Annotated in this window: 18 protein-coding genes; 7 read left to right on the top strand and 11 right to left on the bottom strand. The window is 35.9% G+C overall.

Annotation, left to right across the window (positions count from 1 at the left end):
- Positions 1-3: 3 nt before the first annotated feature.
- Positions 4-354: an aspartate 1-decarboxylase gene (panD, locus tag PMI13_RS03425; protein ID WP_007840751.1), complete on the bottom strand. Its 351-nt coding sequence runs from the start codon at positions 352-354 to the stop codon at positions 4-6.
- 399 nt (positions 355-753) lie between these two features.
- Here panD and PMI13_RS03420 point away from each other — a divergent pair, with 399 nt between their 5' ends.
- Positions 754-1,044 carry an HU family DNA-binding protein gene (locus PMI13_RS03420; RefSeq protein ID WP_007840750.1) on the top strand — a complete coding sequence of 97 codons (291 nt, stop codon included), beginning with the start codon at positions 754-756 and terminating at the stop codon, positions 1,042-1,044.
- A gap of 223 nt (positions 1,045-1,267) precedes the next feature.
- Here the strand turns inward: PMI13_RS03420 and pdxH are convergent, their stop codons facing one another.
- Positions 1,268-1,909, bottom strand: coding sequence for a pyridoxamine 5'-phosphate oxidase (gene pdxH, locus PMI13_RS03415; RefSeq protein WP_007840749.1), 642 nt, complete (start codon positions 1,907-1,909; stop codon positions 1,268-1,270).
- Between the two features lie 24 nt (positions 1,910-1,933).
- Between pdxH and PMI13_RS03410 the strand changes: the two genes are divergently transcribed.
- Both PMI13_RS03410 and PMI13_RS03405 read left to right on the top strand, forming a co-directional pair.
- Positions 1,934-2,482 (top strand): YqgE/AlgH family protein, encoded by a 549-nt coding sequence (locus PMI13_RS03410; protein WP_007840748.1) that lies wholly within the window; start codon positions 1,934-1,936, stop codon positions 2,480-2,482.
- A gap of 109 nt (positions 2,483-2,591) precedes the next feature.
- The gene (locus tag PMI13_RS03405) at positions 2,592-3,176 is read left to right on the top strand and encodes an N-acetylmuramoyl-L-alanine amidase family protein (protein ID WP_007840747.1); all 585 of its coding nucleotides are present in this window, start codon (positions 2,592-2,594) and stop codon (positions 3,174-3,176) included.
- A gap of 75 nt (positions 3,177-3,251) precedes the next feature.
- Here PMI13_RS03405 and PMI13_RS03400 read toward each other — a convergent pair whose 3' ends face one another.
- The 9 genes from PMI13_RS03400 to PMI13_RS03360 all read right to left on the bottom strand — a co-directional run bounded on the left by PMI13_RS03400 (position 3,252) and on the right by PMI13_RS03360 (position 14,296).
- Entirely contained in the window at positions 3,252-4,061 is an 810-nt protein-coding gene (locus tag PMI13_RS03400) for an aminotransferase class IV (RefSeq protein ID WP_007840737.1), read from the bottom strand.
- Positions 4,062-4,133: 72 nt separating this feature from the next.
- Positions 4,134-4,520 carry an START-like domain-containing protein gene (locus tag PMI13_RS03395; protein WP_007840736.1) on the bottom strand — a complete coding sequence of 129 codons (387 nt, stop codon included), beginning with the start codon at positions 4,518-4,520 and terminating at the stop codon, positions 4,134-4,136.
- Positions 4,521-4,820: 300 nt separating this feature from the next.
- Entirely contained in the window at positions 4,821-5,996 is a 1,176-nt protein-coding gene (locus PMI13_RS03390; RefSeq protein WP_034669399.1) for an aspartate aminotransferase family protein, read from the bottom strand.
- Positions 5,997-6,306: 310 nt separating this feature from the next.
- On the bottom strand, positions 6,307-8,049 hold the full coding sequence (locus PMI13_RS03385; RefSeq protein WP_007840734.1) for an OstA-like protein: 1,743 nt from the start codon (positions 8,047-8,049) through the stop codon (positions 6,307-6,309).
- A gap of 3 nt (positions 8,050-8,052) precedes the next feature.
- On the bottom strand, positions 8,053-8,526 hold the full coding sequence (locus PMI13_RS03380) for a Fur family transcriptional regulator (RefSeq protein WP_007840733.1): 474 nt from the start codon (positions 8,524-8,526) through the stop codon (positions 8,053-8,055).
- A gap of 68 nt (positions 8,527-8,594) precedes the next feature.
- Complete coding sequence (locus PMI13_RS03375) at positions 8,595-10,589, bottom strand: KUP/HAK/KT family potassium transporter (protein WP_007840732.1); 1,995 nt, start codon at positions 10,587-10,589, stop codon at positions 8,595-8,597.
- Between the two features lie 115 nt (positions 10,590-10,704).
- Positions 10,705-11,685 carry a pyruvate dehydrogenase complex E1 component subunit beta gene (locus PMI13_RS03370; protein WP_007840731.1) on the bottom strand — a complete coding sequence of 327 codons (981 nt, stop codon included), beginning with the start codon at positions 11,683-11,685 and terminating at the stop codon, positions 10,705-10,707.
- A 111-nt stretch (positions 11,686-11,796) separates the two neighbouring features.
- The gene (locus PMI13_RS03365) at positions 11,797-12,216 is read right to left on the bottom strand and encodes a DUF2147 domain-containing protein (protein WP_007840724.1); all 420 of its coding nucleotides are present in this window, start codon (positions 12,214-12,216) and stop codon (positions 11,797-11,799) included.
- 151 nt (positions 12,217-12,367) lie between these two features.
- The gene (locus PMI13_RS03360; protein ID WP_007840722.1) at positions 12,368-14,296 is read right to left on the bottom strand and encodes an LTA synthase family protein; all 1,929 of its coding nucleotides are present in this window, start codon (positions 14,294-14,296) and stop codon (positions 12,368-12,370) included.
- Positions 14,297-14,385: 89 nt separating this feature from the next.
- Between PMI13_RS03360 and PMI13_RS03355 the strand changes: the two genes are divergently transcribed.
- From PMI13_RS03355 to PMI13_RS03340, 4 genes are all read left to right on the top strand, one after another.
- Positions 14,386-15,126 carry a CDP-alcohol phosphatidyltransferase family protein gene (locus tag PMI13_RS03355; RefSeq protein ID WP_007840720.1) on the top strand — a complete coding sequence of 247 codons (741 nt, stop codon included), beginning with the start codon at positions 14,386-14,388 and terminating at the stop codon, positions 15,124-15,126.
- Between the two features lie 87 nt (positions 15,127-15,213).
- Entirely contained in the window at positions 15,214-15,978 is a 765-nt protein-coding gene (locus PMI13_RS03350) for a 3'-5' exonuclease (protein WP_007840714.1), read from the top strand.
- 3 nt (positions 15,979-15,981) lie between these two features.
- The gene (locus PMI13_RS03345) at positions 15,982-16,380 is read left to right on the top strand and encodes a putative signal transducing protein (RefSeq protein ID WP_007840710.1); all 399 of its coding nucleotides are present in this window, start codon (positions 15,982-15,984) and stop codon (positions 16,378-16,380) included.
- 49 nt (positions 16,381-16,429) lie between these two features.
- Positions 16,430-17,035, top strand: coding sequence for a fumarylacetoacetate hydrolase family protein (locus tag PMI13_RS03340; RefSeq protein WP_007840709.1), 606 nt, complete (start codon positions 16,430-16,432; stop codon positions 17,033-17,035).
- Positions 17,036-17,057 lie beyond the last annotated feature (22 nt).

Here is a 17,057-nt window from a genome sequence, read left to right as displayed (position 1 = left end):
GAATCAGGTAAGAAGGTTTGTCTTTTCATCCGGGAAAACAATTTTCGGCTGGAATGTTTTTGCTTCTTCAGGAGTCATCTGCGCATAGGCAATAATAATAATGACATCATCTTTCTGCACTTTCCTTGCGGCAGGGCCATTCAGGCAAACTTCTCCGGACTTTCTCTTACCTTTGATAATGTAAGTATCGAAACGCTCCCCATTATTCACATTAACGATATACACCCTTTCACCTACTACTAGTCCTGCAGCTTCTATAAGGTCTTCATCTATCGTAATACTTCCAATATAATTAAGGTCCGAGGCTGTAACTCTTACCCTGTGAATCTTAGATTTGAAAACTTCTATTAACATGCTGCAAATTTATTAATAAAAATTAATAAAAAGACGTTTTGCACTTATTTTAAAAGTCCCAGACAGCCAGTTATTTAATTTTATAAAAATTAAAATATCGGGATTTTACTTACAGAATCTACAATCATATCGGCAAAAGCATTAATAGTTTATACAAAATTCAAGATTTAATAAATACAAAAAACAATATTAATTTTATGCTAAAGTCAATACACATAAGCATTTGGCATGATTTTAGTGACGGATAACGTAGATTTTTCGTGAAAACCCAAATTATCATATTTTAATCTTTTTCATTAAAAATCAAAAAAATTGCACAAGTTTTAATAAAATAATTGCACAATTAGAAAATAGTATTATATTTGCTATAATTACGAACCAACTTTAATATTAAAAATTATGAACAAGTCTGAATTAATCGACGCAATCGCAAAAGATGCAGGAATCACTAAAGTTGCAGCTAAGTCTGCTCTAGAATCTTTTATCTCTAACGTAACTTCTACTTTAAAGAAAAAAGATGGAAAAGTTTCTTTAGTAGGATTCGGTACTTTCTCAGTAGCTGAGAGAGCAGCTAGACAAGGTATTAACCCTGCAACTAAAAAACCAATCAAAATTGCTGCTAAAAAAGTTGCTAAATTCAAGGCTGGTGCTGATTTATCAAATGCAGTTTCCGGTGCTAAGAAAAAATAATCATTCAGATTAAAAAAATTCAAACCTCATCAATTGATGAGGTTTTTTTATTGGAAAAAATTGGTGGCTTCGAGTGCCTCAGCCACCAATTTTTGTTATATTTTTCACAACCGATTACTTACACAGTGGTGACTTTGAGAGCCTCAGCCACCAATTTTTTGTATTTTGTAAGCAATACCTTCAACACAACGGTGGCTGAGGCACTCGAAGCCACATTCCAATTCTACGGAGCTAAGCGGGAGATTTTCCAGTCCAGATCTTCCAATTCGTAAATAATTCTGTCATGTAAGCGGTTTGGTCTGCCCTGCCAGAATTCAATTTCATAGGGTCTGGCTAAATAACCACCCCAATTTTCAGGTCTTGGCACTTCGGTATTTTCATATTGCTTTTCAAGTTTTTTAAGCTTTTCTTCCAGGAATTCTCTATTCGGAATCACCTGACTTTGTGGAGAAACAGCAGCACCAAGCTGGCTTCCTTTTGGCCGCGAATGAAAATATCCGTCACTAAGATTTTCGGCAACCTTTTCGAGATCGGCTTTTATAATAACCTGTCTTTCCAGGCTGGGCCAGAAGAAATGAAGGCAGGCCTTATGGCTTTTCTCTATTGCCCTTCCTTTTTTACTCTCGTAATTGGTATAAAAAATAAATCCTTCATGTGTATAGGCCTTTAATAAAACCATCCTGGTCCTTGGACAGCCGTCATCTTCTACGGTAGAAAGTGCCATTGCATTGGCTTCCGAAATACTTGAATTTTCCGATGCTTCAAGAAACCAATCCCTGAACTGCTCAATGGGATTTTGTTTTATCTCACTTTCAATAAGTTGGGATTTGTCATAGACTTTTCTTTTATCATGAAGGTTTTCCATAAATATTTTTTATTAAATTTGAGTATGAATTACTCATACAAAGGTAAAATATTAATTTCCACCCCTGATATTTCCGGTGATATTTTTTCCAGATCAGTAGTGCTTATTATTGAACACGATGAAAGCGGTGCATTTGGGTTGATATTAAACAAGAAAAACAGTCAGATGAGTACTAAGTTCAAAAGCTTTTTTGACTTTAAAATTGAGGTATATGACGGGGGCCCTGTAGAAAACGATAAGGTATTCTTTATTGTAAAGGGAAAGAAAGTTACTGAAATCTACACAGAGATTACTGATGAATTTTATCTGACTGAAGATATTGAAAATATAATCAGTTCCGTTCTCAGTGGAGAGCTAAGCATTAACGATGTTAAAATATTTTCAGGATATTCAGGATGGTCTGCATCACAGCTGGACCGTGAGATTCAGAAAAAAATGTGGACAGTAGTGGATATTTACAATTTAGATTACACCCTTCCGAATGATCAGACCCTCTGGAAATCTATTATGCAGAATCTGGGTGGCGAATATTTATTGTGGGCCAATTCTCCTAAAGACATTTCTCTAAACTAGTATCACCTTTTCAAATTTAAGTGATTTAAAAAATTAACAAATTTTAAGCTTCCCTTAACCAATTTTTAAGAAAGAAATTCCGTTCTTTGAGAAACCAAAAATCATTGAAATGAAAGGAATTAAACTACTTGCTTTATCTCTCTTTTCGACAGCATTTTTATCCTTTACCCCGATCAGCAAAAAGTATATTATCATTGATGCCGGACATGGCGGAAATGATTTGGGGGCAAATCATAGCGGTATTTATGAGAAAAATATCACTTTAAATATCGCAAAAGAAATCCAAAAGTTGAATGAAAAACAAGAAAAATATGAAATTGTTTTAACAAGAACTTCTGATGCTTTCCCCACTCTTACAGACAGAACAAATCAGATTAATAAACTGAATCCTGAGCTGGTGATCTCCTTACATATGAACAGTAATCCTGAAAAAGAAACCGCTAAGGAAGGACAGGAAATTTACGTTCAAAATACTGATGGTTCCCGGAATCTGGCAGAAAAAATTTCTAAAAAATTCGGGTCTTGCGAAATCAAAGAACGTAACCTGCATATCTTAAGAGAATCTAAATCTCCTGCAGTGGTAATGGAACTTGGATTTATCAACAATAAGAAAGACAGAGAATATGTCTCCAGTGAAAAGGGACAAAAAGAAATTGCACAAAAATTCGTAGAGGTTATCAACGAGTATCCATAAAAAACAAATTCTGATCTATTCAGAATAAAACCCGGTAAAGGACTTTGGGACTTTGTTGTTTACCGGGTTTGTCAATTAAAAACTTTTCTTCCAGCTTTCTACCATTTCTAAAAAACGGGAGCTTTCAAAAGTCTTATTTCTTATTTTACCTACAGAAAATATGCCTTTCTCATCTGAAACCATTAAAATTTCTTCAGCTTTCTGAGATTCGAAAGCAATAATCTCATGTTCCTGGATATCCGCAAGGTTATTTTTATGTAAAAAAGTGACAAAATTTTCCAATAAAGGAGAGATATAAGCTCCTTCTGAATGCTTCGGCACTTTAATGATATTTCCGTCTAAAAATAAAAGATTTCCTGAAGTGGAACGGGCAATTCTCTTATTGGGGTTAAGCAGAATAACGTCGTCCAGGTCATTTTCCTGGGCATAAATACTGCCATAGATATTTTCAGGGCAATGAACCCTTATATTGCTCAACAGATTGTTGTTGACATTAATTTCTTTAATCAAATCCAATTCCAGAGGCCTTTGATGAACAGCCAATACGTCTTCTTTTTCATCCACTTCATAAAAGTAAGAAATTGATGATTTTGCCAAGGTCATCCCATCTGAATTTCTGAACACCTGAAAATTAATAATCCCGTTCTGTATTCCTTTCTCTTCAATCACTTCTTTTTGAAAAAGCTGTTGAAAAAACTCAAGGGTATAGGCCAATGGAATATTCATTCTCATCTTTCTCATAGAAGCCATCAGGAAGAAATAGCATTCTTCATCTATAATAAGCCTTCCCTCCCTCACAAAGAAAGAAACTTTCACTGCGTCTCCGGAAAGAAACGCCCTGTTTTTCACATTCAATTCGTTTGAAGTAAAATATTGATTTTCCAATGTATGATTTATTTATAAAAAAATAATGAACGATAAATCGTTCATCAGTTTTACCATTTATACAACTTCAGGCTATGCTGCACCTAATTTTATTCTAAGATTTTCGATAAGGTTTTCCCAATACATTGCATTTTCTTCCTCATCACCTTCTTCACAGAAGTCTGTAATATTTAAAGCTAAGTCTTCTGTAATATCATCAATTGTGATCGTCATTTCAAAGAAATTTTTTGTTCCTTCATCTTCTTCCCATCTGAAACGCACGAAACCTTCCGGCTTATATCTAATCAAAGTGGCCTTTTCAGCAGGGCCTCCACCCCAGCTAAAAAAGAAATCATCCCCTTTCTCTACTACCTCATCCGCAAACCATTCAGATAATCCCTCTGCTGTTGCCAGATACTCATATAGAATCTCTGAAAGACAATGCATTGGAAATTCGTAATGGACTTTATGTTTCGCCATATAATCTTTGTTTTAATCGTCCCGCAATATATAAATTAATTTTTTTATTACACAAAATTGTATTTACTTTTTTACATAATATGCATGATTTTTATCAGAGATTTTAAATCACTATAAAACGTTATTTTTAAACCGAAAAACTACGATGCAATGCATATTTAATTGAAGATTGAGAGTACAAAGCTGATCGTTTTGAACCCGAGTTCAAAGTTTTTATTTTAAAACTATATGCACTTTTCAATTAATAATTTATCAATTCACATTGAATTACTCTCTCAACTATAAACCCTCAATTGTTAATTAGTTTTCATTCAAAACATCCAGAATAATCCGGCAGCCTTCTCTGATTTCACCTTCAGAGATTGTCAATGGTGGTGATATTCTCAGGTACTCATTTCTGTAGAGCTGCCAGAAAACAATCAATCCTTTTTCCATACATTTTTTAGCGACATCTAAAGTGTATTCCGGAGAGCCGAGGTTTACCGCCAGCATAAGCCCTCTCCCATTGACATTTCTAATTTTCGGATGTACCAGAAGCTCTCTGAATAATTTTTCTTTTTCACCTACAAGATCCATCAAACCACTTTCCAGAACTTCTTTCAGTGTTGCATAGCTGGAAGCTGCTATCAGCGGATTTCCTCCGAAAGTGGTAATATGCCCAAGTTTAGGGGAATGTGACAGGGAATCCATAATTTCTTTTGAACTCATGAAAGCACCAACGGGTACTCCTCCGCCCATTCCTTTTCCCATCACCAGAATATCAGGAACAACCCCATAATGCTCAAAAGAAAATAACTTCCCTGTTCTTCCAAACCCGGGTTGAATTTCATCCAGAATTAAAAGAGCTCCCACGTCCTCGCATCTCTTTTTTAATTTAATCAGATAATCATTATCCGGCACCAGAAATCCCGCTGCTCCCTGAATGGTTTCCAGGATTACACAGGCCGTCTTTTCTGTAATTTTATCAAAGTCTTTTTCATTATTGAATTCAATAAAGCTCACCATCGGCAATAAAGGACGAAACTCCCTTTTGTGGAATTCATTTCCGGAAACACTCAATGCTCCATGGGTATTTCCATGGTATGAGTCTTTAAACGAAATAATTTCTTCTCTTCCTGTATATCTTTTGGCCAACTTTAAACTTCCGTCAATGGCTTCGGCCCCACTGTTTACGAGATAGGTAATCTCCAATGGTTCAGGAGTAGCCTCTGCCAGTAATTTACATAATGCAACCGGTTTTTCCTGCGCATATTCTCCATACACCATTACATGCAGATATTTATCTGCCTGCTCTTTAATCGCTTCCACAACTTTAGGATGAGAATGCCCCAGTGTATTGGCAGAAACTCCTGCTACAAAATCCAGGTACTTTTTCCCGTCTGTCCCGAAAATATAACTTCCTACCGCCTTATCAACTTCAAAGCCGGCTGCAAATTTTGTTGTTTGTGCCTGATAGCTAAAAAAATCTTTTTGCATTTCCATTCCTGTAAAAATTTCAGCAAAGCTAAAAAACATTCATTAAATGCCGAAATTATCCTGATAGAATAAAAGAATCGCCCTTGATAAAAACCTGAACTGAAAATACCGAAAGATTCAGATTAACCTTATTCGTTCCGTCGTAATTAACCGTACTTTCCAGCAAATGAAACTTTTGAATATCATTAACAAATAAACTTCCACCAGCCTTATTGTATAAAAATCGGCCATTTTCTTAAGAAAATGGCCGATTTTTTAATTTATAGAAAAAATTTAATTCCGATCATGCAAGCTAGCTCCCTAAACTGAATTATTTTCTTGTACGTTTAGGTTTTTTAGCTTCTTCTTTAGCTTTTTCTTTTTCTACAGCTTCCTGTGCCTGATTATATAATGTATTGTCAGCCTCATATTTTATTTCCTCATGATTCGGGGTATCCACCAGAATATCCTGCCATTTCATGATCCGGTCTTTTGTATTCCAGTTAAAATCCGGAAACTTCCTTTTTTCAGGCTCTAATTTACTCATAGGATAAGTATCGGAAGTTGCACCTATATTACAGGAAACAATCTGTATAGCCTTTTCTTCAAATATAGCATCAATGATTCCGCAGGAAGTAAGGGATATCCCTATTCTTTCGTTTTCTTTTGTTTTTTCATTGAAATCATCTGCATAGGTAATTGATTGGGCGTTCCCGATTACTTTTGCTTCTTTAATATCGTTGTTCTGATAATAAACGGTCATCAGCTTTCCTTTCACCTGATTGAATTCATCTTTCAGGTTTAGAGAATCTACTTTACTTATTGCAAAAGCATTTCCTATTACTTTCAGAGAGTCAAGATCCTGAGTCGTTGTATTGAAGTAAGCTTCCACTTTATCCCCGGTTACCTGTTTTTGTCCGCTCCATAGAATTGGCTCGGTATACATATGCATCACCCCGTCAGTTTCATTAAAGGCAATTGAATCTGCTCTTCCCTGGGCATTGGATTTATAGAATCTTCCTTTTCTGAAGGCTCTCAGGAAACTCTTCTTTTTTGTAGCATCTGCAGTATCCGGCTTCTGGAAAGAAATAATTTTTTCAGCAGCAAAATAAATAGAATCTTTTTCAAAAGCTTTTACTGCATAAGGATTTTTAGTCATCATTGCAGAATCTTTCTTCTCAAAGATCTCTCCGTACCCCCCTTTTATCCATCTTCTCTCTTGAGGGTCATCTAAAGTAACGTTTCCCGTTGCTGTTCCAAAACCTGTGATCTGATTGTAATACATATCGTCACCGGTAAGAATTTTATCATTGTAAAAAATTTTAGAATTTTTATTAAGATAGGCCTCTTTAGAATTCATTTTGTACGTACCTCGTTCGGTATATACTCTGTTTTTGGGATTGGCACGGTTGGTAATAGTAGTAGGTCCGAAAAACTCTGCAACCTTGGTATTCTGGTTTTGTTTAATATTGGCTCCTTCTACAATATAATCTTTACTGTCTATTTTTACATTTCCAACAAAATCAATCATCTTGGTATCAAGAAAATACGTTGCGGTTTTTGTATACATGACGTTCTCACCATCAGAAATAGTTCCTCCGGTATTAAAATAGGCTTGGTTAGAAAGCCTGTCATAATACAAGATATCTGTTCGGATTGTCTGTTTCGGATCGGTAAGAACCACATTTTTCCGGGCAACACCTTTCTGGGTATTCCCGTCGTATTCCATTTCTGCAGCAGTAATTACAGAGTCGTCTGTATTCTGTAGCCTCGTGTTTCCAATTGCTTTTACAAAGTTTTCTTCGCTGTATAGCACCACTTCATCGGCGGTAAGGATAGAGCCCTGATGCTCAATTTTCACATTTCCCTGAAGATATTGGTTACCGTCATATTTTGCAGGATCTTTTTTAATATAATCTGCATGAATAATTTTCACCTTATCCTCAGGTCTCAGCTGCTGAGGCTGATTTTTCACAGAGTTTTGTAAATAGGGATCTCTCTGTGCAGGTTTTTGCTGACCCTGCACCAGTGAAAGTGTGGAGATAAAAAATAACAAAAAAAGAATCAGTCTCATTGATTATTCATTCTTAGTGCCATAAAAATACAGCGAATGAGAATCAATTTTTACGCCAAATGCTTCTTCAATTGCTTCTTTAATGCCTTGAATTCTAGGATCGCAGAACTCTATAATCTCTTCAATCTCCTTATCAGAATCTTTTTTGTAAATCACCAGATGATCATGCTGTTTATCAAAATAAGACTTTTCGTAAGATGATGAAGTAAGTGTTTTTTCACCAAACTGGTGCTTACGGATTAACCCCGCATCAAGGAAAATCTCAATAGTATTGTAAATCGTTGCTTTAGAAACATGATATTTTTTCTGCATCATCAGAAGATACAGATCATCCACATTAAAGTGATGATCCATATTATAAATCTCTTCTAATATCGTATATCTTTCAGGAGTGTTTCTGAAACCTTTTTCTAATAAATAGTTTCTTAAAACATCTTTGATTAAAGCAATATTTTTTTCTTTTTGTATCGTATCCATCAAAAAAATTATCTACAAATTTATTGATTTTTATTTAAATAAATATTAGACTCTATTGTTAAAGGATCTTAACTCTTGTGACGCAAAAATTCGGCCTGTTCGATTTTATTATCGTAAACTGTCAGTTCTGTAATAGGGGCAGACTCCACTACCACATTGTGTGAGGTAACTCCCCAGGACTTGAAATCATCACTTCCTATATACTTCACAAAGTTGTAAATATTAAGGGTAATCTTCTGTTTAACAGTTAAAAGTATATCGTTGATATAGGTGTTATCTATTACCACGTATTTGAGATCCGGTGGAATGTTATGAGCTCTTAAAGACGGGTGGCTGCTTCTTGAAGGAATCGTTCCGTCAGCCATCAGATCTTTTAAAACCATATTGAAATAATCATTGATTCTTCTGTCAACTTTAAATCCTAAAAGGAAATTGATTTTATAAACCGTTCCCGGAAGAATTTCATCGACCGTATATTTAAAAGTATATGGATCTTCCTGGTTCACAATACTTAAAATAAAATAATGGTCTGCTCTTTTTGGCTGCTTTTTGATGATTGAATAAATAATTTTAGATTCTACTTCATCATTTCTTTTGGCTCTGCTTAAATAGGCAAGATTGGTCGCGTACTTAGGGATTGTTTCATCCAATTTCATATCCTTAATAATTGAAACATAGGAATCAATCTTCACAAAATTAATGAACTTGGTCTTGATTAATCGCCCGTTGTACCATGCATACATACAAACTCCAATAAATCCACCTAAGATCACGGTGATCCAACCCCCTTCAAAGAATTTAATAATATTAGCACTGAAGAAACCTAGTTCGATAGCCATATAAACCATCGCAAAGAATAAAATAAGCCCTTTATTGACTCTGTGCTTCAGTAACCAGAACATTAATAATATGGTGGTCATCAACATTGTCACGGTAATCGAAAGTCCGTATGCCGCTTCCATTTTCCCTGATTCTCTAAAGTGGAGCACCACAATAACACAAAGAATCAAAAGCCCCCAATTGATTCTTGGAATATACATCTGCCCTTTAACACCTGATGGATAATCAATTTTCTGATTAGGCCATAAATTGAGAGACATTGCTTCCGAGAAAATAGTAAAGGATCCGGTAATTAATGCCTGGCTGGCAATAATTGCTGCTGCAGTAGCTAAAATAACCCCAGGAACAATCATCCATTCTTCCATAATTCCAAAGAAAGGATTTATTACAGAGAAACCAGGTTTTCCATAATTGGTCAAAAGCCAGGCTCCCTGTCCAAGATAGTTTAAAATAAGCATGATTTTCACGAAGCCCCAGCTTACCCTTATATTTTTAGCACCGCAATGCCCCAGATCCGAGTAAAGAGCTTCCGCTCCGGTCGTACAAAGGAAAACGGCTCCAAGGATCACAATTGCGCTGGGAGAGTTTACAATAAGCTTGTAAGCATAATAAGGGTTGAAAGATCTTAAGATTTCAAAATTTTCACTTAAATGCATTACTCCCAAACCTCCTAAAACCAGAAACCAGACAACCATTACAGGGCCAAAAAACTTTCCGATAAAACTGGTCCCAAATTGCTGTACTACGAAGATTACAATTAAAATCCCAATGGTGATAGGAACAACAGGGGTATGTGGATTATAGATTTCAAGACCTTCAATGGCTGACATTACTGTAAGTGAAGGTGTGATAACACCATCGGCTATAAGAGCGGCAGCCCCTACAATGGCGACAAGATACAGCCAGCCTTTTTTAAGGTTTTTTACAAGAGAAAATAATGCTAAAATACCACCTTCTCCCTTGTTATCTGCCCTTAAAGCGATAATAACATATTTTACGGTAGTCTGGAGGGTTAAGGTCCAGATAATACAGGAAAGAGCTCCTTCTATATATTCATTGAAAGGCATGTTGCTACCTCCGTCTCTTGCATTCACAATCGCTTTCATTACGTAAAGCGGCGAGGTCCCTATATCTCCGAAAACAATTCCAAGAGAGACTAAAACTCCAATAAAAGAAAGTTTTTTAATGTCAAAATGATGACCACCTTCAGTAACTTCTGCCATATCAGCTTATTTAATTTTAAAAGCGCAAATTTATACTAATTTTATGACCTCAAGAATTATTCTTCATGAATATAATAAATGAAAAAACTTCCTTTCGGAAGTTTTTCTCTATGATCTATTTTACGTACATCGCATTTTTAAGTTCTGCTTTCACTTTCTCAAGCTTAGGGAACCATTCTGCAAATAAGGCAGCTGAATAAGGTGCAGGGGCATCAGGAGTAGTAATTCTCTTGATAGGGGCATCTAAATAATCGAATGCTTTTTGCTGTACCATATAAGTAATCTCAGAAGAAATGGAGGCAAACGGCCACGCTTCTTCCAAAATCACCAGTCTGTTTGTTTTCTTTACAGATTCTAAAATGGTATCATAATCTAAGGGACGAACTGTTCTAAGATCGATAACTTCTACAGATATTCCTTCTTTAGCTAAATCTTCAGCAGCCTGAATAGCCAGCTTCATGATTTTTCCGAAAGAAACCAAAGTCACATCTTTACCTTCTTTTTTAATATCTGCTTTCCCAATCGGCAAGTAATATTCTTCTTCAGGAATTTCCATTTTATCGCCATACATCTGTTCAGATTCCATGAAGATGACGGGGTCATTATCCTGGATTGCTGTTTTCAATAATCCTTTTGCATCATAAGGGTTTGAAGGAACCACTACTTTAAGCCCGGGGCAGTTGGCAAACCAATTTTCAAAAGCCTGAGAATGCGTCGCTCCCAGCTGTCCTGCCGAAGCCGTAGGACCACGGAAAACAATCGGACAGTTCCACTGACCTCCACTCATCTGACGGATTTTTGCCGCGTTATTAATAATCTGATCAATTCCTACCAAAGAAAAATTGAATGTCATAAATTCTACGATCGGCCTGTTTCCATTCATTGCTGCTCCTACAGAAATCCCTGTAAAACCAAGCTCAGCGATGGGTGTATCGATTATTCTTTTAGGGCCAAATTCATCCAGCATTCCTTTTGAAGCTTTATATGCACCATTATATTCTGCAACTTCCTCACCCATTAAATAGATGGATTCGTCTTTACGCATTTCCTCGCTCATTGCCTGTGCAATTACCTCACGAAAAGTATATTCTGCCATATTTTTTTGAAAAATTTAGACTACAAAAATAGTGTTTTTTTTATTATACCCATAACAAAAACGACATCTCATTTGAATGAAATGCCGTTTATTAATTTTATTTAAACCGGATTAGTTTGCTTTTTGCCAAGTTTGCGTTCTTCCCAGTATAGATACTCCCAGATATCCTCTTACATTCAGCTGGTCTCCACTTCTTGTAATGGTACATTTGTATGTTTTACCTGTTTTCGGATCTGTAATTGTTCCTCCTGTAAATTCATCACCGTCTTTTTTCAGGCCTCTGATGATTTCCATTCCTAAGATAGGTTTCCCTTTTCTGTCATCTTTACAGGACGAGCAATTCGGGTCTGCAGGTTTTATAAGCAACTGAGATACTTTCCCGTAATACTTACCGTCTGTCTTTTTATAGATCTCCACAATAGATTTTGCCTGCTTGGTTTCATCATCTATTGTTTTCCATTTCCCTTCAATTTGTGCAAAAGATAGTACACCAAATAAAGAAAGCACTAATGTTAATAATAATTTTTTCATATTTCTTATTGTTTTAATTCCAATAAATTATTTTTGTTGTCTATTTACTGCTAAAAATATAAATTAATTTCAAACAAACAAAAACTTTTATTATCCTAGGCATATATAACAATACGCATACCAATTTTTAGAATTAAACACTGACCAAACATTAATACAGTTTTCTGTTAATTATTTTATCCATATAATCCTGATACCAGGCTTTGGCTATTTCTTTTCCTTTTTCAACTTCCGGGGTTTTCAGCTGGTCCATAAGATTCTTCTCCAATCCTAAGTCAGCTTTATCATATACCCCAATTACATTTTTACCATCAAAACGATAGATGTAATTGCCAATGATAAATTGCTCTACTCCACCATCGGAATTCGCAATAATAGCCGGATATTTTTTATCACTTACCAGACTTCTTCCCCAGCTTCTTACCTTTTTGTTATACCCGATCAGGTCTGCCAATGTCGGATAAATATCAATTTGTTGTGCTACTTCAGGATTTATACCCTTTAAATTATAGGCAGGATTCGGGGAATATAAAATAATCGGGACAGAGAAGCGGTTCATTGCTTTTTCATATTCCTGATAATAGATCTGATTGGTATGGTCTCCTGTAAACACAAAGATGGTATTATTAAACCACGGTTGTTTTTTAGCCGTTTCAAAATACTTTTTAATGGCATAATCCGTATACTGTATCGGCTCATGCATCTGGTTTCTCCCTTTCTTAAATTTACCATTATATTTCTCCGGAATTTTAAACGGATGGTGAGAAGAAGCCGTAAAAACAGTTGCCATAAAAGGCTGGGTTTTTCCTACATTTTTAGCAAAATACTGCAAAAACGGCTCATCCCAGACCGCCCACATTCCGTCAAAGTCTTCATCATGATTGTATTCTGTCTTTCCGAAATAGTGTTTAAATCCAAGAATATTTCCAAAGCCTAAAAACCCCATTGACCCGTTTGGAGCTCCATGATAGAAGGAAGTGTCATAGCCCAGCTCATTACAAACTGAAACAATAGACTGTATTTTCTGATTGGAGTACGGAGAACTCGTAAAAGCATCCGTAAGACTAGGAATCCCGGCAAGAACACTGCTCATTCCGTGAATCGACTGTCTCCCGTTGGCAAAAGTATTGGGAAAAATAAGACTTTCATTAGCTAAGCTATCTATAAAAGGAGTATAGGAAACATAATCTTTTATATGCTTATCCTTGTTAAATGCCCCGGAATATTCCCGGCTGAAAGATTCAACAATGAAAATAACGATATTCGGACGGCTCGCTACTTTTCTGTCGTATATTTTATAAGGCTGAATATTTTCATCAATAAATTTCTCATCTACAAAATGAACTTCTTTAAAATTATTTGTCCCTAATGTCCTGAAAAATGAAAAAGTGCTGTTCAATACCATATTTCCCTGTGGTGGAAGCTTCACAAAACGATTGGCATCTACAAGGTTGATCGGCCTTGTACTGTGTTTAAAATCACCACGAATTCCACCAACCACCAAAACAGCAACTCCGCAAAGACAAAGCACTGATAAAATAAAGTAAGGAACCAGTTTTAAAGGCTTATGCTCCGTTACTTTTACTTTTTTATACAGAAAAACCCATAATCCCATTAAAAGAATAAACCATATCAGAATGAAGGGATTTTGTACAATAGAAGTGGTGAATACTTTAAAAATATTGGATTCATGCTGGGCTACCTGAAATGCAGCCGAAGTAAGCCTCGTCTGTGAAAATTTATAATATACGAAATCACCGAAATTCATTGCATAAGCTATTCCATTGGTGATAAAATACAACCAGAATAAAACGCCCTGGTAGCCTTTTTTGGTATTGATGACAAGCGGGATAAGGCTCAGAAGAATGAATAAAGAATTCACATACAAAATTGCTGTCGTATCAAATGCAATCCCATGATAGGAAAGACTGAAATAATCTGAAACAGAATCAACCCTGACCAGGTCTTTATTGAAATACCAGAATAAAAATCTCGCAATCTGATAAAAAACATATGCCAAAAAAATCCTGTACAATAATGCCAGAACTTCCTGTTTTCTAAATTCTTTAAAAAATTTCATCCGGCAAATTTACATCAAATTCACATTAATGTATTTTTTAGTTCATATTATTTTGATTCAGAATTTTTAAAAACTGTAATTTTGTGGCTATGAATTTCATTAAAAACAATCTTGCCAACGCCATCACGCTGGGAAACCTGTTTTCCGGGTGTGTAGGGGCCATCCATCTTATTTCAGGTGATTATGAAACGACTGCAGTCTGCATTGTGATTTCATTGATTTTAGATTTTTTTGACGGTTTTGTGGCAAGAGCTTTAAAAGCAAATTCCAACCTGGGAGTTCAGCTGGATTCTCTGGCAGATATGGTCAGTTTTGGACTGATTCCTGGGTTAACAATTGTTGTAGCATTAACAGGAATCGATTTTAGGGATCCTTTAGAATCCATCAAGTATGCATCTATACTTGCAAATGACCATCTATGGATACCTTATCTGGGGCTTTTCATCACTCTTTTCTCATGTCTGAGACTGGCCATTTTCAATTTGGATGAAGATCAGAAATATTATTTTAAAGGATTAAATACACCCTCAAATACCATTTTGATTTTCGGATTATTTTACGCCAACAAAGAAGTGGGAAGCTTTGAATTTCTCTTTGAAAATCAAGTATATCTCATTATTCTGACAGCTGTTTCATCATGGCTTTTAATCAGTCCTGTTAAAATGATTGCAATGAAATTCAAATCGATGAAGCTTCAGGATAATTATCCAAAACTGGCTTTGCTGATCGGCTCTGTCATTATTTTAATTATTTTTAAAAGCGTAGGAATTCCGATGGTGATTATTTACTATATTTTAATATCAATTATTTTTCAGAAACAACTTAATTAGTAATGAGCTTCGAGTGGTCAGTTATGGAATAACCATAGCTGTAACATCCACTCGTAACTCATAACTTTCAACTCATAACTTACAAAAATGAATTTAAAATTATACAAACCTCTTTGCATATTTGATTTAGAAACTACTGGAACAAATATCGGTAAGGACAGAATTGTGGAAATCTGTATTTTAAAAGTAAATCCTGATGCTTCCAGAGAAAGCAGAACATGGCGTATCAATCCGGAAATGCCTATTCCCAGAGAAAGCAGTGAGATCCATGGAATTTACGACGAAGATGTAAAGGATGCCCCAACTTTCAGGGATATTGCTTCAAAAGTAATGGAGATGATTTCCGGAGCAGATCTCGGAGGCTTTAATTCTAACCGTTTTGATGTTCCGCTTCTGGCAGAAGAGCTTTTGAGAGTAGGTGTTGATTTTGATTTAAATAAATTCAAACTGGTAGATGCACAGACGATCTTCCATAAAAAAGAACCGAGGAACCTTGGTGCCGCTTATCAGTTCTACTGTGGGAAAACACTTGAAAATGCCCACTCTGCAGAGGCAGATGTCATGGCGACATTTGAGGTTCTGGACGCCCAGGTTGGAAAATATGAAGATATTCCCAATGAGATTGCTCCATTAAGCGAATTTACTTTCCACAATAAAAATGCAGATTTAGCCGGGTTTATCGGCTATAATGAAAAGATGGAGGAAGTTTTCAATTTCGGAAAATATAAGGGGCAGGGTGTAAAGGCTGTTTTTCAGAAAGACCTTGGGTATTTCGGATGGCTTCAGAATGCTGATTTCCCGCTTTATACCAAGAAAATTTTTACAAAAATCCAGTTATCCGGTAAATTTTAAAAAATGTCAGAATTAGTTCGTTTTAAATTTTATGAAACTGCTCTTGAAGCCAACCGGGACAAGCAGATCCTGGCTGAAAATGATATTCAGAGTTTCATTGCCAACGAACAGCTTATTCAGTCGGATTGGCTGCTATCCCAGACTGTAGGCGGAATCCAGCTGCAGGTTTTTGAAGAAGATGTGGAAAAGGCACAGCAGGTCTTACGGGACTATCAGGATAACGAAAAATATTCGCTGGAGGTAGAACATACCATTGAAAATCCAAAGTTTGATTTTGTGTGCCCGAAATGTGGATCAAATCATATTTACAGGGACGACAGCGCTACGAGTTTCTTTGGAGTTTCTCTTCTGACAAGCCATAAATTCGTGTGTTATTATTGTGAAAACGAGTTTACCCATTAAATAATTTTGTCTCTTGACGGCAAAACAATATATAAATATTTAGAAAGCTATGAAAATCATCTGTATAGGAAGAAATTACAGCGAGCATGCAAAAGAGCTCGGCAATGAGATCCCTGAGAATCCGGTCATTTTTATGAAGCCTGACACGGCAGTTTTAAAAGGAAATGATTTTTATATCCCTGAATTTTCAAATGATATTCATTATGAGCTGGAAGTCGTTCTGAAAATCTCAAAGGGTGGTAAATACATCCGGAAAGAAACAGCCCATAAGCATTATGATGAGATCGGCCTTGGAATTGATTTCACAGCACGGGATCTTCAGAGTCAGCTTAAATCTAAAGGGCTTCCATGGGAACTGGCCAAAGGCTTTGACGGCTCTGCTGTTGTAGGAAATTTCTTTAAAAAAGATCAGTATGACCTTAGCGGACTGCAATTTTCATTGTTTAAGAATAAAGAGAAAGTACAGGACGGTAATACGAAAGACATGATTTTCAGCTTTGATGATATTGTGGCTTTTGCTTCTCAATATTTTACGCTCAGAGTGGGTGACCTTATTTTTACAGGAACACCGAAAGGGGTAGGAAAAGTAGAAGAAAATGATATCCTGGAAGCATTCATGGAAAATGAAAAGATGCTTGACATCCGAATATTATAAGTTATTTAACACAGATTCTGAC

The sequence above is a fragment of the Chryseobacterium populi genome, assembly GCF_000282115.1.
Lineage (GTDB): Bacteria > Bacteroidota > Bacteroidia > Flavobacteriales > Weeksellaceae > Chryseobacterium > Chryseobacterium populi.
This window is presented reverse-complemented; position numbering and strand designations above follow the sequence as displayed.